This is a genomic window from Exiguobacterium oxidotolerans JCM 12280, from assembly GCF_000702625.1.
Classification (GTDB): Bacteria; Bacillota; Bacilli; order Exiguobacteriales; family Exiguobacteriaceae; genus Exiguobacterium_A; species Exiguobacterium_A oxidotolerans.
Genome location: NZ_JNIS01000001.1, coordinates 1,485,551 through 1,505,396, shown reverse-complemented (window position 1 = coordinate 1,505,396; position 19,846 = coordinate 1,485,551). Strand labels below are relative to the sequence as shown.

Sequence of the window (19,846 nt, the reverse complement as noted above, 5' to 3'; positions counted from 1 at the left end):
TTTTATGAGTATACTTGTATACAAGTAGTATAAACGACTGAATGTAAAATGCAAGCGCTTTAATGAAAACGCTTTATTTCGTTTGGTTTACATTCGCATTACCTGCAGTATGATAGGATGTAGAAAACAATTTTCTGAGAAAAACATGCTGTTCTTTATACGAAGGAGGATACATGATGAAGATTTTAGTCGTAGGTGCAGGGGCTGTCGGAGGATATTTCGGAGGACGCCTAGCAGAAAAAGGGGAAGACGTGACGTTTCTTGTCCGTGAGCGTCGGGCAGAGGAGTTAGAGCGAACGGGTCTTGAAATCATTAGTCCACACGGAGACGTGTCGTTGACGCCACGTTTAATCCAAGTCGGAACAAAAGAGACGTTTGACCTAGTCATCGTGTCGACGAAAGCGTATCACCTGGGGCATGTCATCGGAGATCTCGAAGGATTCGTCGGTCCTGATACATATGTGTTACCGGTCTTGAACGGGATGCGGCATATCGAACAACTCGTCGCTAAATTTGGCGAGACCCGTGTCCTCGGTGGCTTATGCTTCATTGAATCGACGCTTGATGCGAATGGACGCGTCATTCAGACGAGTCCTGCCCATCAACTTGTATTTGGTCCAAGAGATGGGGACTGGACGGATCGCTTGCTTGAGGTGAAGGAAGCACTTGCAGGGACAAAAGCATCGATTAAAGCATCAGACCACATCATACAAGATATGTGGCAAAAGTATCTCTTCATTACGACCTTTTCCGGAGTGACTTCGCTATTTCGGGCACCGATTGGTCCGATTCGCGACGATGCTGCAGGGAATCGTGTCATTCGGAATGTCTTACAAGAAGCAAAACAAGCCATGGACAGTCAAGGGGCAACGTTCGTGGACCAGATCGAACAGGAGCAGGAAAAACGGATGCATCAAATGGCACCGGATATGAAGTCATCCTTGCAACGGGATATGGAAAAACAAGGCATGGTCGAAGCAGACCATCTGTTTGGCAGTTTAATAGAAGGAGCGGAGCCATCGCTATACCCGACGTTACGGATGATTCATACGAATTTAAAGATATATGAACAGCTATCAATTACTATTTAAGCTGTTGAAGGGCTTCGAAATCGAGAATTACAAATAGCTTCTCCAAGGTGACTCTATTGTTTACCTTAAGAGAAGCTATTTATGTAGCTAGAAAATGTTATGTTCGTAAATTTTTCTTGACTGACTCTGATTATAAGTGGGGAAAATATTAAATAAAATTTAAATGATGAGAATATTCTTTTAAATGATACTCTATCTCTTTAATTAAAATAGACTTAAATATAAGTAAGGGATATGATTTAGATATCTCTAAAATATAAGTTGTTAATGTTTTTTTGGATTTGTGAGAGGGGATAATTTGACATGAAGCGTATTATTATTCGTGCAGGTATGACACCCTTTGAACAGTTTGATGCTGAGTATATAATGAGAGAAAATTCAATCGGAGGGAACGTTGGGAATTTGATCTATCAGTACAGTATCTTCCGAACATTGATGACGGAAGGAACGACGATCACGCCTGACTATTACTACTATGATGAAGAACGTGCAGATGAGATCAACGAAAATTTTGATCTTTACGTCATTCCACTTGCGGATGCATTCCGTCAAGAGTTCGCATCGTCCCTTCGAAAATACACACGATTGATTAAAAAATTGAAAATTCCCGTCGTCGTGATCGGTGTTGGTCTACGCGCACCATTCGAGCCGGACTTAAAAGGCGGATTCCCGTTCGACGAGGATGTTAAAGCATTCGTCAGCGCAGTCCTCGAACGTTCGAGAATCATTGGACTTCGTGGTGAAATCACGTCGAAATACCTGACACGCCTTGGTTTCCGTGAAGGCATCGATCATAAAGTCATCGGTTGCCCATCGATGTATGCATTCGGTCGTGATCTTCACATCCGTGAGACAAACATCACGAAAGATTCGATGATTAGTGTCAATTCATCACGTTTTTCACCCAAAAATGTCCTTGATTTTATCACACGTGGAATGGAAGAGTATCCAAATCACTATTTCATCCCACAATGGATGAAAGAATTGAAGTTGACGTACACTGGAACTCATCCGTTTGGAGACCTTTCAGATATGAATTATGCAGCTAGAATGTCACACCCGGTGTATATGAATGGCCGTGTTCGTTTCTTCTTAAACGCTCAAACGTGGTTCGACTTCCTCAAAGAAGCTGACTTGAGCTTTGGTGCACGTCTCCACGGAAACATCACAGCGACACTCACTGGAACACCGAGTATTTTGATTCCTAAAGATGCAAGGATGCGTGAATTAACAGATTACCATCAATTGACTCACATCTGGGCAAATGACATCACGGCGTATACACGGCTTTCGGACGTCGTCGAAACAGCAGACTTCCAAAGCCCGGCGCGGATTCAAGTGAAAAACTTCGATAACTTTCTTGACTTCTTGAACACGAACGACTTGGAGCATATCTATCAAGACACGAACTATCCAGAGAACGTGCCGTTTGATCGTGAAATGGCGAAAACAGAACTCCTCCCAGCGGTTAAACCGATTACAGGAATCAGTATGGAAGAAGCAATCGCACGTTTTGAATCATTCTTTCCAGAAGAAGAGAAAAAAATCGCTGCGATTCAAAAACATGATAAAGATAAAGACAAAAAGATTAAAACGTTACAAGATAAACTCAACAAGCAGACGAAGGTGGTTAAACATCAAGAAGGTACATTGAACCGTAAAGCAGTTCGGGTGGCCCTTAAGACAGCTAATCTCTTCGTAAAAAAATAATAAAAGAACGTCTCATGCCAATGCAGTGTGAGACGTTTTTTTTGAATTGTATTATCTGAATTGTGTTGACAATTCAAAAAAGGACTGCTATTGTTATGAAAAATTACATTCTTATCCAGAGAGGTGGAGGGACTGGCCCTTTGAAGCCTCAGCAACAGGTCGAAAGATACTGTGCTAATTCCTGCGGGTGTTGTACCCGATCGATAAGCGCTCTTGATGTTGTCGACCGACGCACCCTGTCTGTACAGGAGTGCGTTTTTTTATTGAGCGAGAAAGAGGAGTGGTGGAGGATGGAGCAAAAAACAACATTTCGACGAAAGATGGAATCCCGTCATATCGTCATGCTGTCGTTAGGTGGCGTCATCGGGACGGGGCTGTTCCTAAGTACGGGGTACACATTAGAGCAAGCAGGTCGAATCGGGACGATTTTGTCCTACTTGCTTGGGGCACTCGTCGTTTATCTCGTGATGCTTTGTTTAGGGGAACTCGCTGTACATATGCCGGAAACCGGTGCCTTTCATAGTTATGCAACAAAGTACATTGGACCGGGAACCGGCTGTACGGTCGCCTGGCTCTACTGGCTGACGTGGACGGTTGCGCTTGGGTCCGAATTCACAGCAGCTGGTTTATTGATGCAACGCTGGTTTCCGGACGTGCCGGTCTGGTTGTTCAGCGGATTGTTCGTCATCATTATTTTAGTGATTAATGTACTGACAGTGCGTGTGTTCGCCGAAGTCGAATTTTGGTTTTCTGCCGTGAAAGTCATGACGATCATCGCCTTCATCGTCTTAGGGGCAGCAGCAATCGTCGGCTTTATTCCACTGGCGTCAGGAGAAGCAGCTCCGTTGTTCGGACCGCTGACGGAAGGGGAACTCTTCCCGAACGGGGCCTTTGCGATTTTGATGACGATGCTCGCCGTCAACTTTGCCTATTCAGGTACAGAACTGATTGGTGTTGCGGCAGGCGAGACGGTTGATCCGAAGCGGACGATTCCTCTGGCCATTCGGACGACGATTGTCCGGCTGGTCGTGTTTTTTGTCGGCACGATCATCGTCCTGGCGATTTTACTGCCGACGGATGCAAAAGGTGTGCTTGAGAGTCCGTTCGTTGCCGTGTTTGAACGGATCGGGATTCCATTTGCGGCGGACATCATGAACTTTGTCATCTTGACAGCAATCTTATCGGCAGCGAACTCCGGTTTGTATGCTGCGTCACGGATGTTGTGGTCACTGTCGGATCAACGGATGATTTCACCGTTCTTTGCTCAATTGAGTCAAAACGGTGTTCCGACACGTGCCGTCATGTCCAGCATGCTCGGCGGATTGTTTGCACTACTATCGAGTGTCTACGCAGCAGAAAGCGTCTATATCGCACTCGTCTCGATTTCAGGACTTGCTGTCGTCGTTGTCTGGATGAGCATCAGTGCTTCGCAATACTTATTTCGGCGGCGTTACCTGAGAGAAGGACACGACGTGCAAGACTTGGTGTACCGGACACCATTTTATCCAGTTGTCCCGATCGTCTCCTTTTTGATTTGCCTGTTGTCACTGATCGGGATTGCCTTTGATCCGACGCAGCGTGTTGCCTTATATTTTGGAATTCCCTTTATCGGACTTTGTTATCTCGTGCATTACCTGACGAAAAAATCACAGAAACGGAGTGTGGAAGATGTCAAAACAGAAAAATCCAGTTGAAGCCTTACTTAACGAAAAACCGTTTATTTTACTTGATGGGGCGCTCGCAACAGAACTGGAGCGGCACGGGAGTGATCTCGCCGATCCACTCTGGTCGGCACGGGTCTTGGTCGAAGAGCCGGAGCAGATTCATCGTGTCCATGCCGACTATTTTCGAATCGGTGCGGACTGTGCCATCACCTCGAGTTATCAAGCAAGTTTGCAAGGGTTTGAACAACGGGGAATCGAGACGGGTGCAGCGATCGAACTGATCAAGCAGACGGTCTACTTGGCACAACGTGCACGTCAAGAAGTCGCCGGAGCAGGAGCACAATCGTTGATTGCCGGATCAGTCGGTCCGTACGGGGCGTATTTGGCCGATGGATCAGAATATATCGGACACTACGGCGTCGATGATGCGACCCTTGAGAACTTTCATCGTCCCCGAATCGAGGCATTGATTGCGGCAGGAGCAGATCTGCTGGCCTTCGAAACGATTCCGTCGCTTCAAGAAGCAACCGTCCTGTTTCGGATATTGGAAGAATTTCCGGAACACTCGGCCTGGCTCGCATTTTCCCTTCGCGATGCGGAACACATCAGTGAAGGCACGACGATTGCGGATTGTGTCGCAGCAGTCGGCCACCATCCGCAACTCGCTGCGCTCGGTGCAAACTGCTTTCCGGCGTCAATCACGACAGATTTCGTAACGGGATTGAAGCAACTGACGGACGTCCCAATCATCGTCTATCCGAATTCCGGGGAACAGTATGATCCCGTCGAGAAAACATGGTCTGGTGAATCGGTGTGTACAGCTTTTGATGAAGTTGCCAGTGAGTGGTATGCAGCAGGGGCACGCCTGATTGGCGGTTGTTGCCGGACGACACCGGAACAAATTGAACGGATACATGCCGCCATCGAAAGAACGTAATGTTGCAAAAATCGAGCTGAAATCAATCGTAGTGCCGGACGGTTCCGCCCTGTGCGCAAGAAACGCCGATGATCCCGTTTTTCATACGGAGTCATCGGCGTTTTCTATCCCTATTCTTCTCGTTCATGACGTTTTAAGGCGTATCTGATTACCGTTCCCGCAGTTCACGGTTAAATTGTTGGAGCAGGCGTCCAAATGCTTCCGTATCATCGCCTGACCAGTCTGTCAGTAAGCGTTCGATGCTCGCGAGGCGTGCCGTCCGGTAAATCGTCAATTCTTCCTGTCCAAGTGAAGTGATGTGATAGAAGAAGGCACGGCCATCTGCTTCATCGCGTACTTTTTCAACAAATTTCTTTTGCGCGAGTGCTGCTGCTTGCCGGCTGACGGTAGAGACGTCAAGTTGCAATTCGCGAGCTAAGGTCTTCACCCCGACTGGACCAGACTCGGACAGTTGACGCAGTAACAAATACGACGCGCGATCTAAATTTCGGTTATCGGCCGTCGCTGTCGTCAAACGACGAATCAGAATCGCAAGTTCTAGTTCAATCACTTCGAGTGCCTGATCAGACATGTTAATCCCCTCTTTTCCTAAATGCTTCATGTTTCCCATCATTACGCAAGGACTTAGCCCCTGTCAATGAGAGGTCAGGAAACTTGACAGTCCTTTAGTTGTATTATACAATCATTTTTGTTATTTAATTGCATCATACAACTTATTTATTCAGAACGCACACAAAAGGAGAATTCCGATGAAAGCTTATGAATCGATGAAACAAGAAGTGATCACAGTCCACGAAACAGACGTCATCCGCCATGTCGTCGAACGTTTCATCCAATCCGGAATCAGCGGTGTTCCCGTCATCAATGACGAGAGCGAAGTCGTTGGGTACATCAGTGATGGTGACATCATGCGGGCGATTGGAAAGCACAAAGACATCATCGTCGATACGTTTTTATATGTAGATGTCATCAAAGGGGATGAAGAAGATTATGACGCGCGGGTACGTCACATTCTGAACCGTCCGGTCATGGAGATGGCACGCCGGAAAGTCGTCACAGCAGATGTTGAAACGGAGATGGAAGAAATCGCAGCGACGCTCGGTTCGAAACGGATTAAAAAATTACCGATTTTAAAACAAGGAAAGCTTGTCGGAATCATCAGTCGGGGCGACGTCATCCGTCACTCCTTTAAACGGTTCTTATAAGAGAAAGAAGGGACAATATGGCACTTGCCAATAAAACAACGACGCTTGCGCCGGAAACGGTGTTAGAAGAAAGCAAGCATGGATTATTCCACCAACCGATTGCCGTGTGGGCAGTATTTTTTGCGAGTATCACGGCATTCATGGGGATGGGGCTCGTCAATCCGGTTTTACCAACGATCGCTGATAATTTAGAAGCCTCAAAAAGTGAAGTCACGCTCTTATTTACAAGTTATAATGCCGTCATGGCATTCGCAATGCTGATCACAGGTGCGATTTCATCACGGATTGGTCAAAAAGGAACATTGATGTTAGGAATCGCCGTCATCGCGACGGTCGCGGGATTTGCATCACAAGCCGATAGCATCTGGACGCTTGTCGCCTTACGTGGCGGCTGGGGGCTCGGGAATGCCTTGTTCGTCGCAACGGCACTTGCCGCCATCGTCTCCCTTTCGTCAGGCGGGACGGCAAAAGCAATCATCTTATATGAAGCAGCCGTTGGTCTCGGGATTTCGATTGGACCACTCCTCGGAGGGACACTCGGTTCGATCACATGGCGCGCACCATTCATGGGTGTCGCGACAATCATGGTCATCGCCTTCCTCGTCTTGTTGTTCTTGATGCCAAAACCAGTTGCAACAACGACAGCACCACGGCAAAAGATTTCCTTGCTCGCGCCGTTCCAAGCGATGAAACACCGGTCGCTGTTGACACTCGGAATCGTCGCGGCCCTCTATAACGTCGGTTTCTTTACGATCATGGCCTATGCGCCGTTCGTCATGAAACTGCCGGCACAAGGTCTCGGGTTCGTTTTCCTGGGATGGGGGATGTTGCTCGCCATCACGTCTGTCTTGACGGCACCGAAGTTAAAACAATGGCTCGGGACGATTAAAGCGATGGTGTTGATGCTGTTACTGTTCGCCGTTCTCTTACTATTGATGGGGATCTTTACGGAAACACCAGCTGTCGTCATCGTCTGTGTGATTCTTGCCGGGGCAGTACTCGGTAATAACAACACACTCATTACGACAGCCGTCATGGACGCGGCACCGGTCGAACGTTCGACCGCATCTGCTGCATACAGCTTTTTACGTTTCCTCGGGGCAGCCATCGCGCCATTCATGGCCGGTAAATTGGCTGAAATCTTTAACGCAAACTTACCGTTTTACGTCGGGAGCGGATTTGTCTTACTCTCTGTCGTCATCATCGGGGTCAATCTCAAACACATCCGTCATATCGATACAATCGATAGCGGGCATTGATGTAAACGAACATCCTTTCTTCTGCAGAAGCGGAAGAAAGGGTGTTTTTGATTAGGTCGACAAAAAAGACGATCGTCGCTTACGATGGTAGGAAACAGAATGGAGGGAACGAATGGAACATACGATTGCTTTCATCGGTTATGAAGGGAAGGTCGAATGGCGTATTTTACAGGTCAATCGCCTGGAGGAACGACTAGAAATCGATGTCGTCCCATCGCAATCGGACAACCAGACCAGTCATCGATTAAATATGTCGTTCGCTGAGTATGATTCCTTTGCGCATGATTTTTTAACGGTCCATGAGCAACTTCGTGGATCTGCGACCTATACGCAAGCAGATTTTCACATGACGTTGACCTATCATCGCCTTGGTCACGTTTCGATTGAAATCAGATGGAAGAGTCAACATACAATGACGTTGCAAAGTGATCAAAGTTACCTCGGACAAGCGCTTGCCAGTATCGGTGTCTATACGTAAAAACCGCTCGAGTCTTCGAAAGAGAAGGCTTGAGCGGCTTTTTTCGTTCAGGCTAGGGGTTCAAGTGCGAGTTGCTTACATAACGCAATCGTCTGGAGATACTCCGACAAGGGAATCGATTCATCGACTTGGTGGGCGAGACGGAAGTCGTGGAACGAAGCGACGGCAATCGGGAACGACCGGTTGGCTTGGCTGAACATGGCTCCGTCCGTCCCACCCGGAATCGCAACGCGACGCGCCGGATGACCCGTGATGGTTTCCATGTGTCGTGCAACCGTTTCGAGGAACGGTGCATTCGCATCCGTTTCACACGAAGGGATTTCTTTGATGACACGTAGGGTCATCGCAAACGTCGGATCTTCTTGAAGCAGCCGTTGTTCGATATGCGCAAAAGCTTCTAGAATCTCGAGGCGTCCGAACCCGGGAATCGTCCGAATGTCCATGTAAAAGGAAGCGTTACTCGGGATGACATTCGGACCTTCTCCGCCTTGGATCGACGTAATCGAGGCGACGACAGGACCAAGTTCCGGGTGGCGATTGTCCGTGATTGTGAAACGGTCCGACTTCACTTCCCGAATGACACGATACAGGTCATCGATGGCATTTTTTCCGAGTTGCGGTGCGGAACTATGAGCCCCTTTACCGACGCACGTCACTTCGATTCCGATGACACCTTTTTGAGCATAACCAATCATCCCGCTTGTCGGCTCTGTGATCAACAGCGCATCTAAATCGTCGGCGTCACCACGTTCCGTCAAATGTTTCGCACCGGTCATACCGTTTTCTTCATCCGATGTAATGAGCAGTTTGAGATGATTCGGGCGGTCGGCACAGTCCTTTAACTCGATCATCGCATTGACCATTGCCATCACACCAGACTTCATATCGGATGCCCCGCGACCGTAAATCCGTCCGTCGCTGATTTCACCACCAAAAGGTTGTTTTGTCCAACCGGTCGTTTGGACAGGTACGGTATCAAGATGACCCGAGAAGCCGATTATTTTTGGTTCGGCGGCTATCTCGCTTGCCGGAAGGGTCGCGATGAGACAAATTCGTTTTGGAGCGACCTCGATCCATTCGGTTTCGATTTCGTGAGTGGTCAAGTAGTCATAGACAAAAGTCGCGACGTCTCGTTCCCCGTCGAGCGGATTGACACTCGGAATTTGTAGGCAGTGTTGCAGTGATTCGATTTGTTGTTGTTGTGTCATGCTGATTCCTCCTTGATTTACATTCACTAGAGTATTCCCCGAAAAAAAGCGCTCCGAGAGATAAACAAGCGAGGAGAAAATTTAAAATCGCGGTATTTCTTAGAATCAAATGGTCCGTTTTTAAGAGGATGCGTCAAAGGACTGTGGTCAAAAGGCGCAGATTGTTGATTTAGTAAGTCGAAGGACATACGAAAAAGAGGAGGACGATTCGAAATCATCCTCCTCTTTATTTAGCTATTGCGATGCTTTATGCGTCAAATGGATCGTTATTCAGCATCCGTCTTCCATTTATCATCAATCAACATCTCACCCGGCCATGTGTAGGCCATGATTCCGCCGTCCGCTGTGATGTCTTCACCTGTCACGTAAGAGCTGTCGTCGGAAGCGAGGAAGAGGGCAACCGTTGCCATCTCACGTGGTTTCCCGAGACGACCCATTGGTGTGATCCATGCATTGGCATCACGGAATTGTTTTCCTTGGTCTTCGTCTTTTCCACCGACGAGCGTGTCGATGAGTGGTGTTTCGATCGTACCTGGTGAGAGCGAGTTGACACGAATACGGTCACGCGCATAATCGATTGCCATCGCCCGTGTAAAGTTCGTGATTCCGCCTTTTGCTGCATTGTAACCTGAACGGTTCAAGTCAGCAGCGCGACCTGACATTGATGACGTATTGATGATTGATCCGCCTTTTTCAAGCATTAATGGAATCAAGAATTTACTCGTCAAGAATGTACCGCGTAAGTCGACCGCGATGATTTGATCAAACAGTTCAATCGGATATTCATGGACTTTTCCGCCTTGCTGATCAATGCCGGCATTGTTGAAGAGGACATCAATCGTCCCATACGTTTCTTTCAGGTGTGTTGAAAGATTTTCGACACTATCGACTTGCGTGACGTCGACGTGAATCGCTTCCGCTTGTCCACCAGCCTGTTTGATTTTTTCGACCGTCTCCTGTGCTTTTTCAAGATTGACGTCAGCACAGACGACTTTCGCTCCTTGTTCCGCAAAGACGAGTGCCGTTGCTTGACCAATTCCTGTTGCTGAACCTGTAATGACTGCTACTTTATTCTCTAATCGACCCATGTGTAATTTCCTCCTTCTAAGTACTCTTGCTCCGCATGTTGTTCACCTTATGAATGATTCCCTGGACTTCAGAGGATAAACCTACTGAACTGTCTAGCAATTCATGAGAACGGGAACAGATGAAAAGTGAAAACCCGACAGGAAAGGAATGAGAACGCTGACATCTGAACAACGTGAATACGCAAAAAAATTACTCGATGAGGCGATTCTGTACCAAATCGATTTAGAAAAAGGGCAGTTCCGGAGTGAGTTGATTGACCGGACGACACCTGTCTTATGGTTTGGTGACATAAGCGAACGTAGTTGGCTTACGATTGCGACGAATCCGTCGGCAGGCCAGTTTTTGGACCGGGATGGCACGTTACGCTATGAGACGACGGGACCATTCGTCTTAAGGGAAGTCGACACGCCGCTTACAGAGTACCGGACGGACCAACGATTCGATCAAATGATTGATTCCTATAATCGTTACTTCAAGCAGCCCGACATTTATAAAACGTGGTTCGGACGGGAGGGAGGAGGAAAATTGGAAGGTTTTCTGAATGGATTCGGAGCTTCTTTTTACGGGACGGGAGAGCCGGTCATCCATACGGACTTCTTTCCATTTCCGACGAAACGGTATATGGGAACGATCGCTCAGCGACATGAACTGGAAGAAACCGTATTTGGTCAGACGTTCCTTTTGAGATTGATTCGTCTTTTTCGATTACGCGGCATTATTCTTCTCGGACGGGAACATACGGAACGTTACCGGACAATCGATCCGACGGCTACATGGCAAGCACCCGAGCCGGTCCCGGGGTACCCGGATGCCGTCGTCGAACTCGGGTATTCGGAACAATTTTCCGTTCCAATCATCGGTCTTCATTTTAAGCCGAGTGAACAGTTCATCGGGCTCGGGAATCGCCCGGATTGCCATGGTGTCAGTCATGGCACGTATGGATCGACCGCGCACTTACGAAACATCGGAAAGTATGTCCGAAAACGACTCGAAGAAGGGGATTGACACTATTTTTCCAATCCGTGATAATAGATATGTATTAGCACTCTTATAGTTAGAGTGCTAAAAAGAACTAGGGGGGTATCGGAAATGGAAACGAAACAGTTCAAGGCAGAGTCGAAACGTTTACTCGAAATGATGATTCATTCCATCTACACACATAAGGAAATCTTTTTACGTGAGTTGATTTCGAACGCTAGTGACGCGATAGACAAGATTTATTACAAAGCATTGACGGACGAGACACTGACGTTCGAAAAGGATGCCTATAAGATTACGATTGAACCGAACCAAACGACACGTCAGCTCGTCATTCGTGATACAGGAATCGGGATGACGAAAGAGGAGCTCGAAGCGAATCTCGGAACAATCGCGAAGAGTGGGTCACTTGCCTTTAAGGCGGAGAACGCTGCGCAAGATGGACACGACATCATCGGACAGTTCGGTGTCGGCTTTTATTCGGCCTTCATGGTCGCGGACGTCGTCACGGTCATCACGAAACCATTCGGTAGCGAAACAGCATACAAATGGGAATCGCACGGTGTCGACGGTTATACGATTGAAGAAGTCGAAAAAGCTGCAGTCGGGACGGAAATCACGCTGCATATCAAAGCGAACGAAGAAGATGAGAATTATGACGAGTATTTAGATACACATCGTTTGCGGACGATCGTCAAAAAGTATTCCGATTTCATCCGCTACCCGATTGAGATGGAAGAGACAGAACGTCAACCGGTCGAAGGGTCGGACGAGATGGAAGAAGTGAAGGTCGTCAAGACCATCAACAGCATGGTGCCGATTTGGCGGAAAAATAAGCGGGAGCTGACGGACGAGGATTACACGAACTTCTATCAAGAAAAACGATATGGATTTGATACACCAGTCAAACACATCCATATCAGTGCAGATGGTGCCGTCCGTTATCAATCGATTTTGTTTATCCCGGAGCAACCGTCCTTCGACTATTATTCAAAAGAGTTCGAGAAAGGTCTTGAACTGTATGCGAACGGTGTCTTGATCATGGAAAAATGCAGTGACCTCTTGCCGGACCACTTTAGCTTCGTCAAAGGGATGGTCGACTCGGAAGACTTGTCACTCAATATTTCACGTGAGTTATTGCAGCACGACCGTCAACTCAAGCTGATTGCGAAAAATATTCAAAGTAAGATTAAGACGCAACTCGAAGGACTGCTTCGCGACGATCGCGAGAAGTATGAAGCCTTTTATCAAGCCTTTGGTCGTCAATTGAAGTTTGGAATCTACAATGATTACGGTATGCATAAAGAGACGGTCAAAGACCTTGTCCTGTTCCACTCAGCAAAAGAGAAGAAGCTGGTCACACTCGCTGAATACGTCGCGGCGATGCCGGAAGAGCAAAAATACATCTACTATGCGTCAGGAGAAAGTACCGACCGATTAGATAAGTTGCCACAGTCGGAGCTCGTTAAAGACAAAGGGTTCGATATTCTGTACTTCACGGAAGAAATCGATGAGTTCGCGATTCAAATGTTGCTCAACTATGAAGGAAAAGAATTTAAATCGGTTACGAGCAGTGATCTTGGAATCGAGCAAGCGGATCAAGCAGAAACGACCGAAACACAAGTCGAGATGTTTACAGCAATGCAGGAAGTGCTTGCTGGGCAAGTCAAAGAAGTCAAAGCTTCGTCACGCTTAAAATCACATCCGGTCTGCTTTGCGACGGATGGTGCCGTTTCGATTGAAATGGAGAAAATTCTTAAGTCGATGCCAAACAACCAAGACGTCTCAGCCGTGAAAATTTTAGAGTTGAACACGTCGCATGACGTCTTCGAAGCGATTGAAACGGCCTTTAAAGAAGACCGTCCGAAATTTGAACGCTATACGAAATTGATGTACCAACAAGCGTTGCTCATGGAAGGCTTACCAATCGAAGATCCGGTTGCGTTTGCAAATGAAGTGTGTGCCTTGATGGTGTAAGTATGATGGTCAAAAAGCGATTTTTCTCTTAAGTGAGAAGAATCGCTTTTTTTTGTGTTTTTTTGAAAATCGACGAGTTTAAACGGATAGGTCGATGTTTCTCGCTACTCCGTCCTGACTCGTCTTCAAAGCGACAACCTTCGTCACCGCTACAGCAAAGCTGTAAAGTCACGGCCGATTGCTTTTCCTCACGACATTCTCTAAAAAGCGTCATGTTTCGTTGACTCCTACGGGAAAAAGTGCGTTTTGAACGCGATTTGCCAGAGGTAGGCGAGACCCTGCTCATTGTCCTTTAGGGTCAAGGAGCAACGGCTTGCGCCTCGCCCGAGGAAAGCAACGAAAAAAAGACTCTTTTTATTTCTCCATACCATGTTGTCTACAACTTAAAAAAGGGATTGCACATCATCGTAGATGGCAATCCCTTCTTTTTTTCTCGTCTCGGCTAAGCTGAGCGTTCTTTTTTTATTATTCAGCGCGAAGTTCAGCTGGCACTTTGCCGCGTTTCGAGACGACATTCAGGACGACGAGTGCGAGTAAGAAGGCGATAAGTGCACCGATGAAGCCGATGATGGATGAATCGGTTAAACCGAGCACAAGGTAGCCGACTGCCGATGTCGCTGCACCAACCAACGCATACGGAAGTTGTGTCGTGACGTGATCGATATGATGCGAACCGGCACCTGTCGAACTGAGAATCGTCGTATCGGAAATTGGTGAACAGTGGTCTCCGAAGACGGATCCGGCAAGAACGGCAGCGAGCGTCGGAAGTAAGAGATTCGGTTCGACCGCCATGATGAGGTCAGCACCGATCGGCAGCATGATCCCGAATGTTCCCCAACTTGTACCTGTCGAGAATGCCATTAAGCTTGCGATCAAGAACAATAAGAAGGGGAGGTACGAAGCAGAAATCGACTTACTGACGAAGCTTGCTAAGTACTCACCTGTTTTCATGTCACCGATAACAGCGATGATTGTCCAAGCGAATAATAAGATGACGACAGCAGGCCACATGGATTTCATCCCAGCCCAGATGCTGTGTCCGTATTCGCGCGCCGGGATTTTCCGACCAATCAACATCAGGAAAGCAACGACTAAACTGATGACGACACCAGCAACGAGTGAACGTGTTACGTCTGTCGCTTCAAATGCACCAATCAACGTAAATGCACGATTATCAGCAGCGAGTGCCTGAGCACCGGTAAAGAGTAATGCGGAAACCGTTGCAATGACGAGAACGATAATCGGAACGACGAGGTCACGTACTTTCCCACCTTCGTGTTCTTTGACTTCCTCTGCCATCCCCATCGGTGTTCCTTTACTTGCGTCGAAAAGTTCACCTTTTAATGCACGAAGTTCATGCGTCCGCATCGGTCCGACCGCAATCCCTGTGTACGCGATGTAAAGCGTCAGCAATAGAGCGAAAATCGCATAGAAGTTGAGTGGCACGATCATCATGAAAGCACTGAATGCGGAATACTCCGTGATCGAATGCGTCGTTAAGATACCAGCGATGATCGAGATGATGAACGCTCCCCAACTTGAAAGCGGGCTGATGACGCAGACTGGAGCAGCCGTCGAATCAATGATGTATGCAAGTTTTGCCCGAGAGACGCCACGACGGTCCGTTAACGGACGACTGACATTCCCGACAGCAAGACTGTTGAAGTAATCATCGATGAAGATTAAAATACCTAAACCAAATGCTGCGAGGCGAGCGCCGCGCGCTGTCTTGACGTGTGTTGTTGCCCATTCACCGAAGGCATGTGCACCGCCCGATGTTTGGATCAGCGTCGATAGGACACCGAGTAATAGTAAGAAGATGAGTAATAAGACGTTCCATTCATTTAACGCCCCATCCGCCCAAAATAGACTAAAGATGTTTTTACCGAGATAGACGACCGTATCGATTGGATTAAAGCGATGCAGCAATAAAGCACCAATCAAAATACCGACACCAAGTGAAATAACGACTTTGCGCGTCACGATTGCAAGTGCGATTGCAATGACAGCTGGAATGAGCGCAACGATTGAATCTGAATAATTGACCATTGTGTGGTTCCTCCTCTTTTTTTAGAAGATGAGACCCATTGCATACAAAAAAGCAAGGGCACCGGCAACAAAGCCGACACCCTTGCTGGATGCGTCTTTCTTAGCCGAATTGGAGCGCTCCATACAAAACACGTATGGCAATCGAACGGGTATTTCCCAATTCGACCAGTACCATCAAGTCAGACACTTGACGATACTTCGGCAGCATTACCTTTCCTTGATCGTCCTCGTTGTCATCCTCAGATCAAATACTCATTAAGACCGCGCCTCTACCTCATCGATAGAATAGTCATATTCTTTTAATAAGAAAACCTTATCATATTTCAGAAAAAAGTTTCAAGTCTGTTTTTTTAAAAATATCAAAGTACTACAAAAATAGAGTTCAGTATATTAAAAAAATCGTTAGCGTGTAGTAACTTAATTCGACCTAGTGAAGTAGTGAATCAATTGTTGGTTGAGGTAGGAACGGTTGTCTTCGAATTGACGTTTACGATGGCCATTGGCACCAGAGGGATGAGGAAAACCCGATAAAAGAAAATGTTTTCGAATCCGTCCTTGATGAAGTAAGGTCCGGACCGTCGCCTCAACGATTCGGCCGAGCGGAATAATCAGGGCAGGTTCATTTAATTGATTCAATTCTGCTGCGAAGTGTTCATACGCATAGTGTCGGAGCAAAGGGATACGATCTATCTTCGGTTGATGACCACTGTAGTTTTTCCCGCGATAGAAAACAGGATGTTTTAAGATGGAGGTCGCATGGAGTAGCTCCTGGTGTTCATTAAATAAAGTAGCGGTCGTCGGAATCGACAGCATTGTCGCAAAATCAAGTTCGTCCAGCATCGTTACGAGATTTCGACGCATCACACCGGAAAAGCTAGCTGAATAATTGGCGATTTTTGCCGCTTCCTCTAACGAAACGCCATGGTGTAAGGCATCGGCCATCTCTTCGAACGCGATTCGCATCTGTTCAAGTCCTGGCGTAATTCCGACGATAATGACTTTTGCGAAAGGATTGATGTAGTCACCGATTGGGGAATAATAGACCGATAACTCATGTTCCGTCTGCAATAAAAAATCATCTGTACAAATATCTTCTCGTGTCAACGACCGGTCGACAGGCAAATCTCGAATGACTTGTTCAAAAATCGTTAAGGAATCAATCATAATATGTCCTCTCTCTCTAGTATTGGACATATAATAACAATAAATGGAACAATATACAATTTAACCCTTGTTAAATATTGTGCGAGGTTAATTGCAAAATAACGTTTGAAAAATTAAATCCCCGAATCGATTTAAGGATTCGGGGATTTAAGTCGTATCAATTAACGTGTACTTTCTTTCACAGAAGCGACTTCATAGGTGATGATTTCACTGCCGAGCATCGGTGACTCCTGTGCCTCTCCTTCTTGCTGCGCAGGACGCTTATGCGATTCCTTGAAGTCATCACTGTTCCGCCATGCTTCAAAGTGCTTCATGTCTTCCCAGTACATGTTGACGTTCATTTCGTCATGTTCTTCGATATTTTGCGTTAATAGAACTTCGACACGAATGAATCCGTCCATCGAGTCGAGACCACTCGGGCGTGTGAAGCGAGGTGCCAGTGCAGCAGCCATCCCTTTTTTGACTTTAATCCGGTTCGTTACGACGATCATAAAAACATCCCCTTTTATCGATTTACGTACCTCTTTAGTATAGTACGATGGAGACAACGATGCTTGAAAGAAGGAAGTTGAACTATGAAGGAACAAGAATATGAAGCCCGGCTCCACATTAAAACGATTGATGTCCAGCACCTCTACAATGCCTTCAGTCACTATAACCGTTATGAACCGACCCCATATGCAGCCCTGGATGAGCTATGCGCGGTCTATCCGTTTCATCCTGAAGATACGGTGATTGATTTTGGGTGCGGGAAGGGACGCTTGAACTTTTATCTCCACGATCGGTTTGACTGTTCCGTCATCGAACTCGAGATGAACGGTCAGTTTTATGAGGATGCACTGACGAATCAGGTGAACTACTTAAAAAAAGTTAAAAAACGGCGCGGGAGTCTTCAATTTGAACATGTCTATGCAGAAAGTTATCCGATTCCGGTAGAAGCGACAAAGTTTTATTTTTTTAATCCTTTTTCCGTTCAAATTTTTATCAAGGTCGTCAACCATATCTTACAGTCGGTCGAGCAGGCGCCACGGACCATCGATCTGATTCTTTATTATCCGGCAGATGAATACCGGTATTTTTTAGAGAACCAGACGGCGTTCGAACAAATCGAGGAAGTCCGGTTACGCGATTTATTCGAAAAAAATCATGATGAACGGTTTGTGATTTATCGATTCGCTACGTCCGACACGATAACAGAACGGGTATAACTAACTGTAGCCATTTCCTAAAAAAGAAATGAGGCGGTTGAAGTGATTCATCTCGAACATGTCACGAAAGCGTTCGCGTCGGATAAAGGAATATTCGATGTCAGTTTTTCTGTCGAGCCGGGCATGGTCTTTGGCTTCATTGGTCCAAATGGGGCAGGGAAATCAACGGCACTTCGTCAATTGATGGGCTTGATTGTTGCTGACTCCGGTCAGGCGACGTTTGGTGGATTTGATTGCTGGGTTGAAACAAAAGAAGTGAAACGACTCGTCGGTTATCTGCCGGGAGAAATCAGTTTGCCGGGAGACTTTACGGGAGACCACATCTTACAGTTGATGCAACAATTGCATGGTGGGGACCGGAAGCGTCAAGCGGACTTACTTGAGCGCTTTCCGTTCGATCCGAAAACGAAGGTGCGGAAGATGTCGAAAGGTACAAAACAAAAACTCGCACTCGTCGGATGTTTCATGAAGGACGCACCGGTCTATCTCCTTGATGAGCCGACGAGCGGACTGGATCCGTTGATGCAGGAACGATTTCTGACGTGGTTAGAGGAAGAACGTCGCCTCGGAAAAGCAATTTTGATGAGTTCGCACCACTTCCCGGAGATGGAGAAGTCGTGCGACCGGGCAGCGTTGATAAAAAATGGACGAATCATCGTTGAATCCGATATCCATGAACTGATCCGGTCGAGCCGGAAACAGTATACGGTCGAATTCGGTCTTGCTGCACAGGCGGAACAATTTGCGATTCAAGTCGGGGCGACGCAAAAGCAACAACGTGTCTCCTTTTTGACAAGTGACCAATTGACACTGAATCAAGTTCTCCGTCTCCTGACCGCGTACGACATTCGTTCGATTCAGACGGCGACGGATGATTTGGAGCATGTCTTTTTGCACTATTACGGGGAGGGTGACGAATCATGAGCGTGGTCGTCTGGTCTTTACTCAAGCAGAACGTCAAACCGATCGTTGCCTATTCGCTTGGTACCAGTTTGTACTTATGGTTGCTCGCCGCCTTGTATCCCTCGATGATGAAGACCGGTCTGCTCGAGGCAAAACTCGAAGCTCTCCCAAAAGAGGTGCTACAGGCATTTCAATATGACAAGGTGACGTTCAACAATCTGCTCGATCTCTTAGGGGGCAATTATTACGGATTGATTTTTCAAGTCATTGCGACGTTTTATATGTTGTCACTCGCAGCCCGGTTACTGGCCCGTCCGATCGACAATGGCGAATTGATTTTATATCTTGCAGCCCCGATCACGCGGATTCAATATACGGCAGCAGCGCTCATCGTCATGCTGATTGCGAGTACCTGTCTCATTCTATTGAATGGGCTCGTTTTACTGATGGCGGACTGGACGATGTCTGGTATCTCGATTGATGGTATGACTTTATTGCGCCTGCAAGTCAATGCATTGTTTTTACTCTATGCGATTGCGAGTTTTACGTTGTTTATCGCGACACTCTTTGACGATGAGCGTCGTGCTTTTTCCGTCGCTGCCGGTGTCCTCGTCCTCTCGATTGTCTTGACGATTGGAGCGGGCTTAAGTGAAAAAACGGACTGGATGCGTTATGGATCGATCTTCAGTTTGTTTGATACGGGACGATTGCTGGCGGGGACAGAACATTTACTGTTGCACCTTATTCTACTTGTGCTAATCTGTCTGATGTTCAGTAGTTTTGCTTTCATCAGTTTTCGAAAACGAAATTTATCGATTTGAGGCATCTTTTTGACAAAACAAAGCGAAACAGCCTTTCGAAATCTACAGAAAGTGAACATTTAGGATTTGAACGTTGCGTAAGTGCTCGATTTTTACTAAGATAAA

18 protein-coding genes and 2 riboswitches are annotated in these 19,846 nt (G+C 46.9%); of the genes, 12 read left to right on the top strand and 6 right to left on the bottom strand.

The features are described 5' to 3' along the window. Window positions 1–176 precede the first annotated feature (176 nt). From P403_RS0107640 to mmuM, 4 genes are all read left to right on the top strand, one after another. Window positions 177–1,091, top strand: coding sequence for a ketopantoate reductase family protein (locus P403_RS0107640; protein WP_029332120.1), 915 nt, complete (start codon window positions 177–179; stop codon window positions 1,089–1,091). Window positions 1,092–1,394: 303 nt separating this feature from the next. Beyond that, the gene (locus P403_RS0107635; RefSeq protein ID WP_029332119.1) at window positions 1,395–2,801 is read left to right on the top strand and encodes a polysaccharide pyruvyl transferase family protein; all 1,407 of its coding nucleotides are present in this window, start codon (window positions 1,395–1,397) and stop codon (window positions 2,799–2,801) included. A 108-nt stretch (window positions 2,802–2,909) separates the two neighbouring features. Then, window positions 2,910–3,011, top strand: a riboswitch (SAM riboswitch). Window positions 3,012–3,091: 80 nt separating this feature from the next. Then, the gene (locus P403_RS0107630; RefSeq protein WP_029332118.1) at window positions 3,092–4,495 is read left to right on the top strand and encodes an amino acid permease; all 1,404 of its coding nucleotides are present in this window, start codon (window positions 3,092–3,094) and stop codon (window positions 4,493–4,495) included. Continuing rightward, a complete protein-coding gene (gene mmuM, locus P403_RS0107625; protein WP_029332117.1) occupies window positions 4,470–5,402 on the top strand; it encodes a homocysteine S-methyltransferase in 933 nt (310 codons plus the stop codon). The genes P403_RS0107630 and mmuM overlap by 26 nt, the downstream gene beginning before the upstream one ends. A 148-nt stretch (window positions 5,403–5,550) precedes the next feature. Here mmuM and P403_RS0107620 read toward each other — a convergent pair whose 3' ends face one another. Then, window positions 5,551–5,973, bottom strand: coding sequence for a MarR family winged helix-turn-helix transcriptional regulator (locus tag P403_RS0107620; RefSeq protein ID WP_029332116.1), 423 nt, complete (start codon window positions 5,971–5,973; stop codon window positions 5,551–5,553). A gap of 178 nt (window positions 5,974–6,151) precedes the next feature. Here P403_RS0107620 and P403_RS0107615 point away from each other — a divergent pair, with 178 nt between their 5' ends. The 3 genes from P403_RS0107615 to P403_RS0107605 all read left to right on the top strand — a co-directional run bounded on the left by P403_RS0107615 (window position 6,152) and on the right by P403_RS0107605 (window position 8,344). Beyond that, window positions 6,152–6,607, top strand: a complete 456-nt coding sequence (locus tag P403_RS0107615; RefSeq protein WP_029332115.1) for a CBS domain-containing protein — start codon at window positions 6,152–6,154, stop codon at window positions 6,605–6,607. A 17-nt stretch (window positions 6,608–6,624) separates the two neighbouring features. Beyond that, window positions 6,625–7,866 carry an MFS transporter gene (locus P403_RS0107610; protein ID WP_029332114.1) on the top strand — a complete coding sequence of 414 codons (1,242 nt, stop codon included), beginning with the start codon at window positions 6,625–6,627 and terminating at the stop codon, window positions 7,864–7,866. A gap of 112 nt (window positions 7,867–7,978) precedes the next feature. Beyond that, the gene (locus P403_RS0107605; protein WP_029332113.1) at window positions 7,979–8,344 is read left to right on the top strand and encodes a hypothetical protein; all 366 of its coding nucleotides are present in this window, start codon (window positions 7,979–7,981) and stop codon (window positions 8,342–8,344) included. A 47-nt stretch (window positions 8,345–8,391) separates the two neighbouring features. On the opposite strand, the gene P403_RS0107600 is transcribed toward P403_RS0107605, so the two are convergent. Both P403_RS0107600 and P403_RS0107595 read right to left on the bottom strand, forming a co-directional pair. Continuing rightward, on the bottom strand, window positions 8,392–9,552 hold the full coding sequence (locus P403_RS0107600) for an ArgE/DapE family deacylase (RefSeq protein WP_029332112.1): 1,161 nt from the start codon (window positions 9,550–9,552) through the stop codon (window positions 8,392–8,394). Window positions 9,553–9,818: 266 nt separating this feature from the next. Further along, window positions 9,819–10,640, bottom strand: a complete 822-nt coding sequence (locus P403_RS0107595) for an SDR family oxidoreductase (RefSeq protein WP_029332111.1) — start codon at window positions 10,638–10,640, stop codon at window positions 9,819–9,821. A gap of 148 nt (window positions 10,641–10,788) precedes the next feature. Between P403_RS0107595 and P403_RS0107590 the strand changes: the two genes are divergently transcribed. Both P403_RS0107590 and htpG read left to right on the top strand, forming a co-directional pair. Next, window positions 10,789–11,646: a hypothetical protein gene (locus tag P403_RS0107590; protein ID WP_029332110.1), complete on the top strand. Its 858-nt coding sequence runs from the start codon at window positions 10,789–10,791 to the stop codon at window positions 11,644–11,646. Window positions 11,647–11,730: 84 nt separating this feature from the next. Then, on the top strand, window positions 11,731–13,596 hold the full coding sequence (gene htpG, locus P403_RS0107585; protein ID WP_029332109.1) for a molecular chaperone HtpG: 1,866 nt from the start codon (window positions 11,731–11,733) through the stop codon (window positions 13,594–13,596). Window positions 13,597–14,061: 465 nt separating this feature from the next. Here htpG and P403_RS0107575 read toward each other — a convergent pair whose 3' ends face one another. From P403_RS0107575 to P403_RS0107565, 3 genes are all read right to left on the bottom strand, one after another. Beyond that, a complete protein-coding gene (locus P403_RS0107575; RefSeq protein ID WP_029332107.1) occupies window positions 14,062–15,645 on the bottom strand; it encodes a Na+/H+ antiporter NhaC family protein in 1,584 nt (527 codons plus the stop codon). A 104-nt stretch (window positions 15,646–15,749) separates the two neighbouring features. Continuing rightward, a riboswitch (Lysine riboswitch) is annotated at window positions 15,750–15,925 on the bottom strand. Window positions 15,926–16,062: 137 nt separating this feature from the next. Next, the gene (locus P403_RS0107570) at window positions 16,063–16,809 is read right to left on the bottom strand and encodes a uracil-DNA glycosylase family protein (protein ID WP_029332106.1); all 747 of its coding nucleotides are present in this window, start codon (window positions 16,807–16,809) and stop codon (window positions 16,063–16,065) included. A gap of 161 nt (window positions 16,810–16,970) precedes the next feature. Next, window positions 16,971–17,300, bottom strand: a complete 330-nt coding sequence (locus P403_RS0107565) for a heme oxygenase (RefSeq protein WP_029332105.1) — start codon at window positions 17,298–17,300, stop codon at window positions 16,971–16,973. A gap of 84 nt (window positions 17,301–17,384) precedes the next feature. Here P403_RS0107565 and P403_RS0107560 point away from each other — a divergent pair, with 84 nt between their 5' ends. The 3 genes from P403_RS0107560 to P403_RS0107550 are packed head-to-tail and all read left to right on the top strand — an operon-like array spanning window position 17,385 to window position 19,741. Further along, window positions 17,385–18,017, top strand: a complete 633-nt coding sequence (locus P403_RS0107560) for a class I SAM-dependent methyltransferase (protein ID WP_029332104.1) — start codon at window positions 17,385–17,387, stop codon at window positions 18,015–18,017. 42 nt (window positions 18,018–18,059) lie between these two features. Beyond that, window positions 18,060–18,941: an ABC transporter ATP-binding protein gene (locus tag P403_RS0107555; protein ID WP_029332103.1), complete on the top strand. Its 882-nt coding sequence runs from the start codon at window positions 18,060–18,062 to the stop codon at window positions 18,939–18,941. Then, entirely contained in the window at window positions 18,938–19,741 is an 804-nt protein-coding gene (locus P403_RS0107550; RefSeq protein WP_029332102.1) for an ABC transporter permease subunit, read from the top strand. Before P403_RS0107555 ends, P403_RS0107550 begins: the two co-directional genes overlap by 4 nt. Window positions 19,742–19,846: the final 105 nt, after the last annotated feature.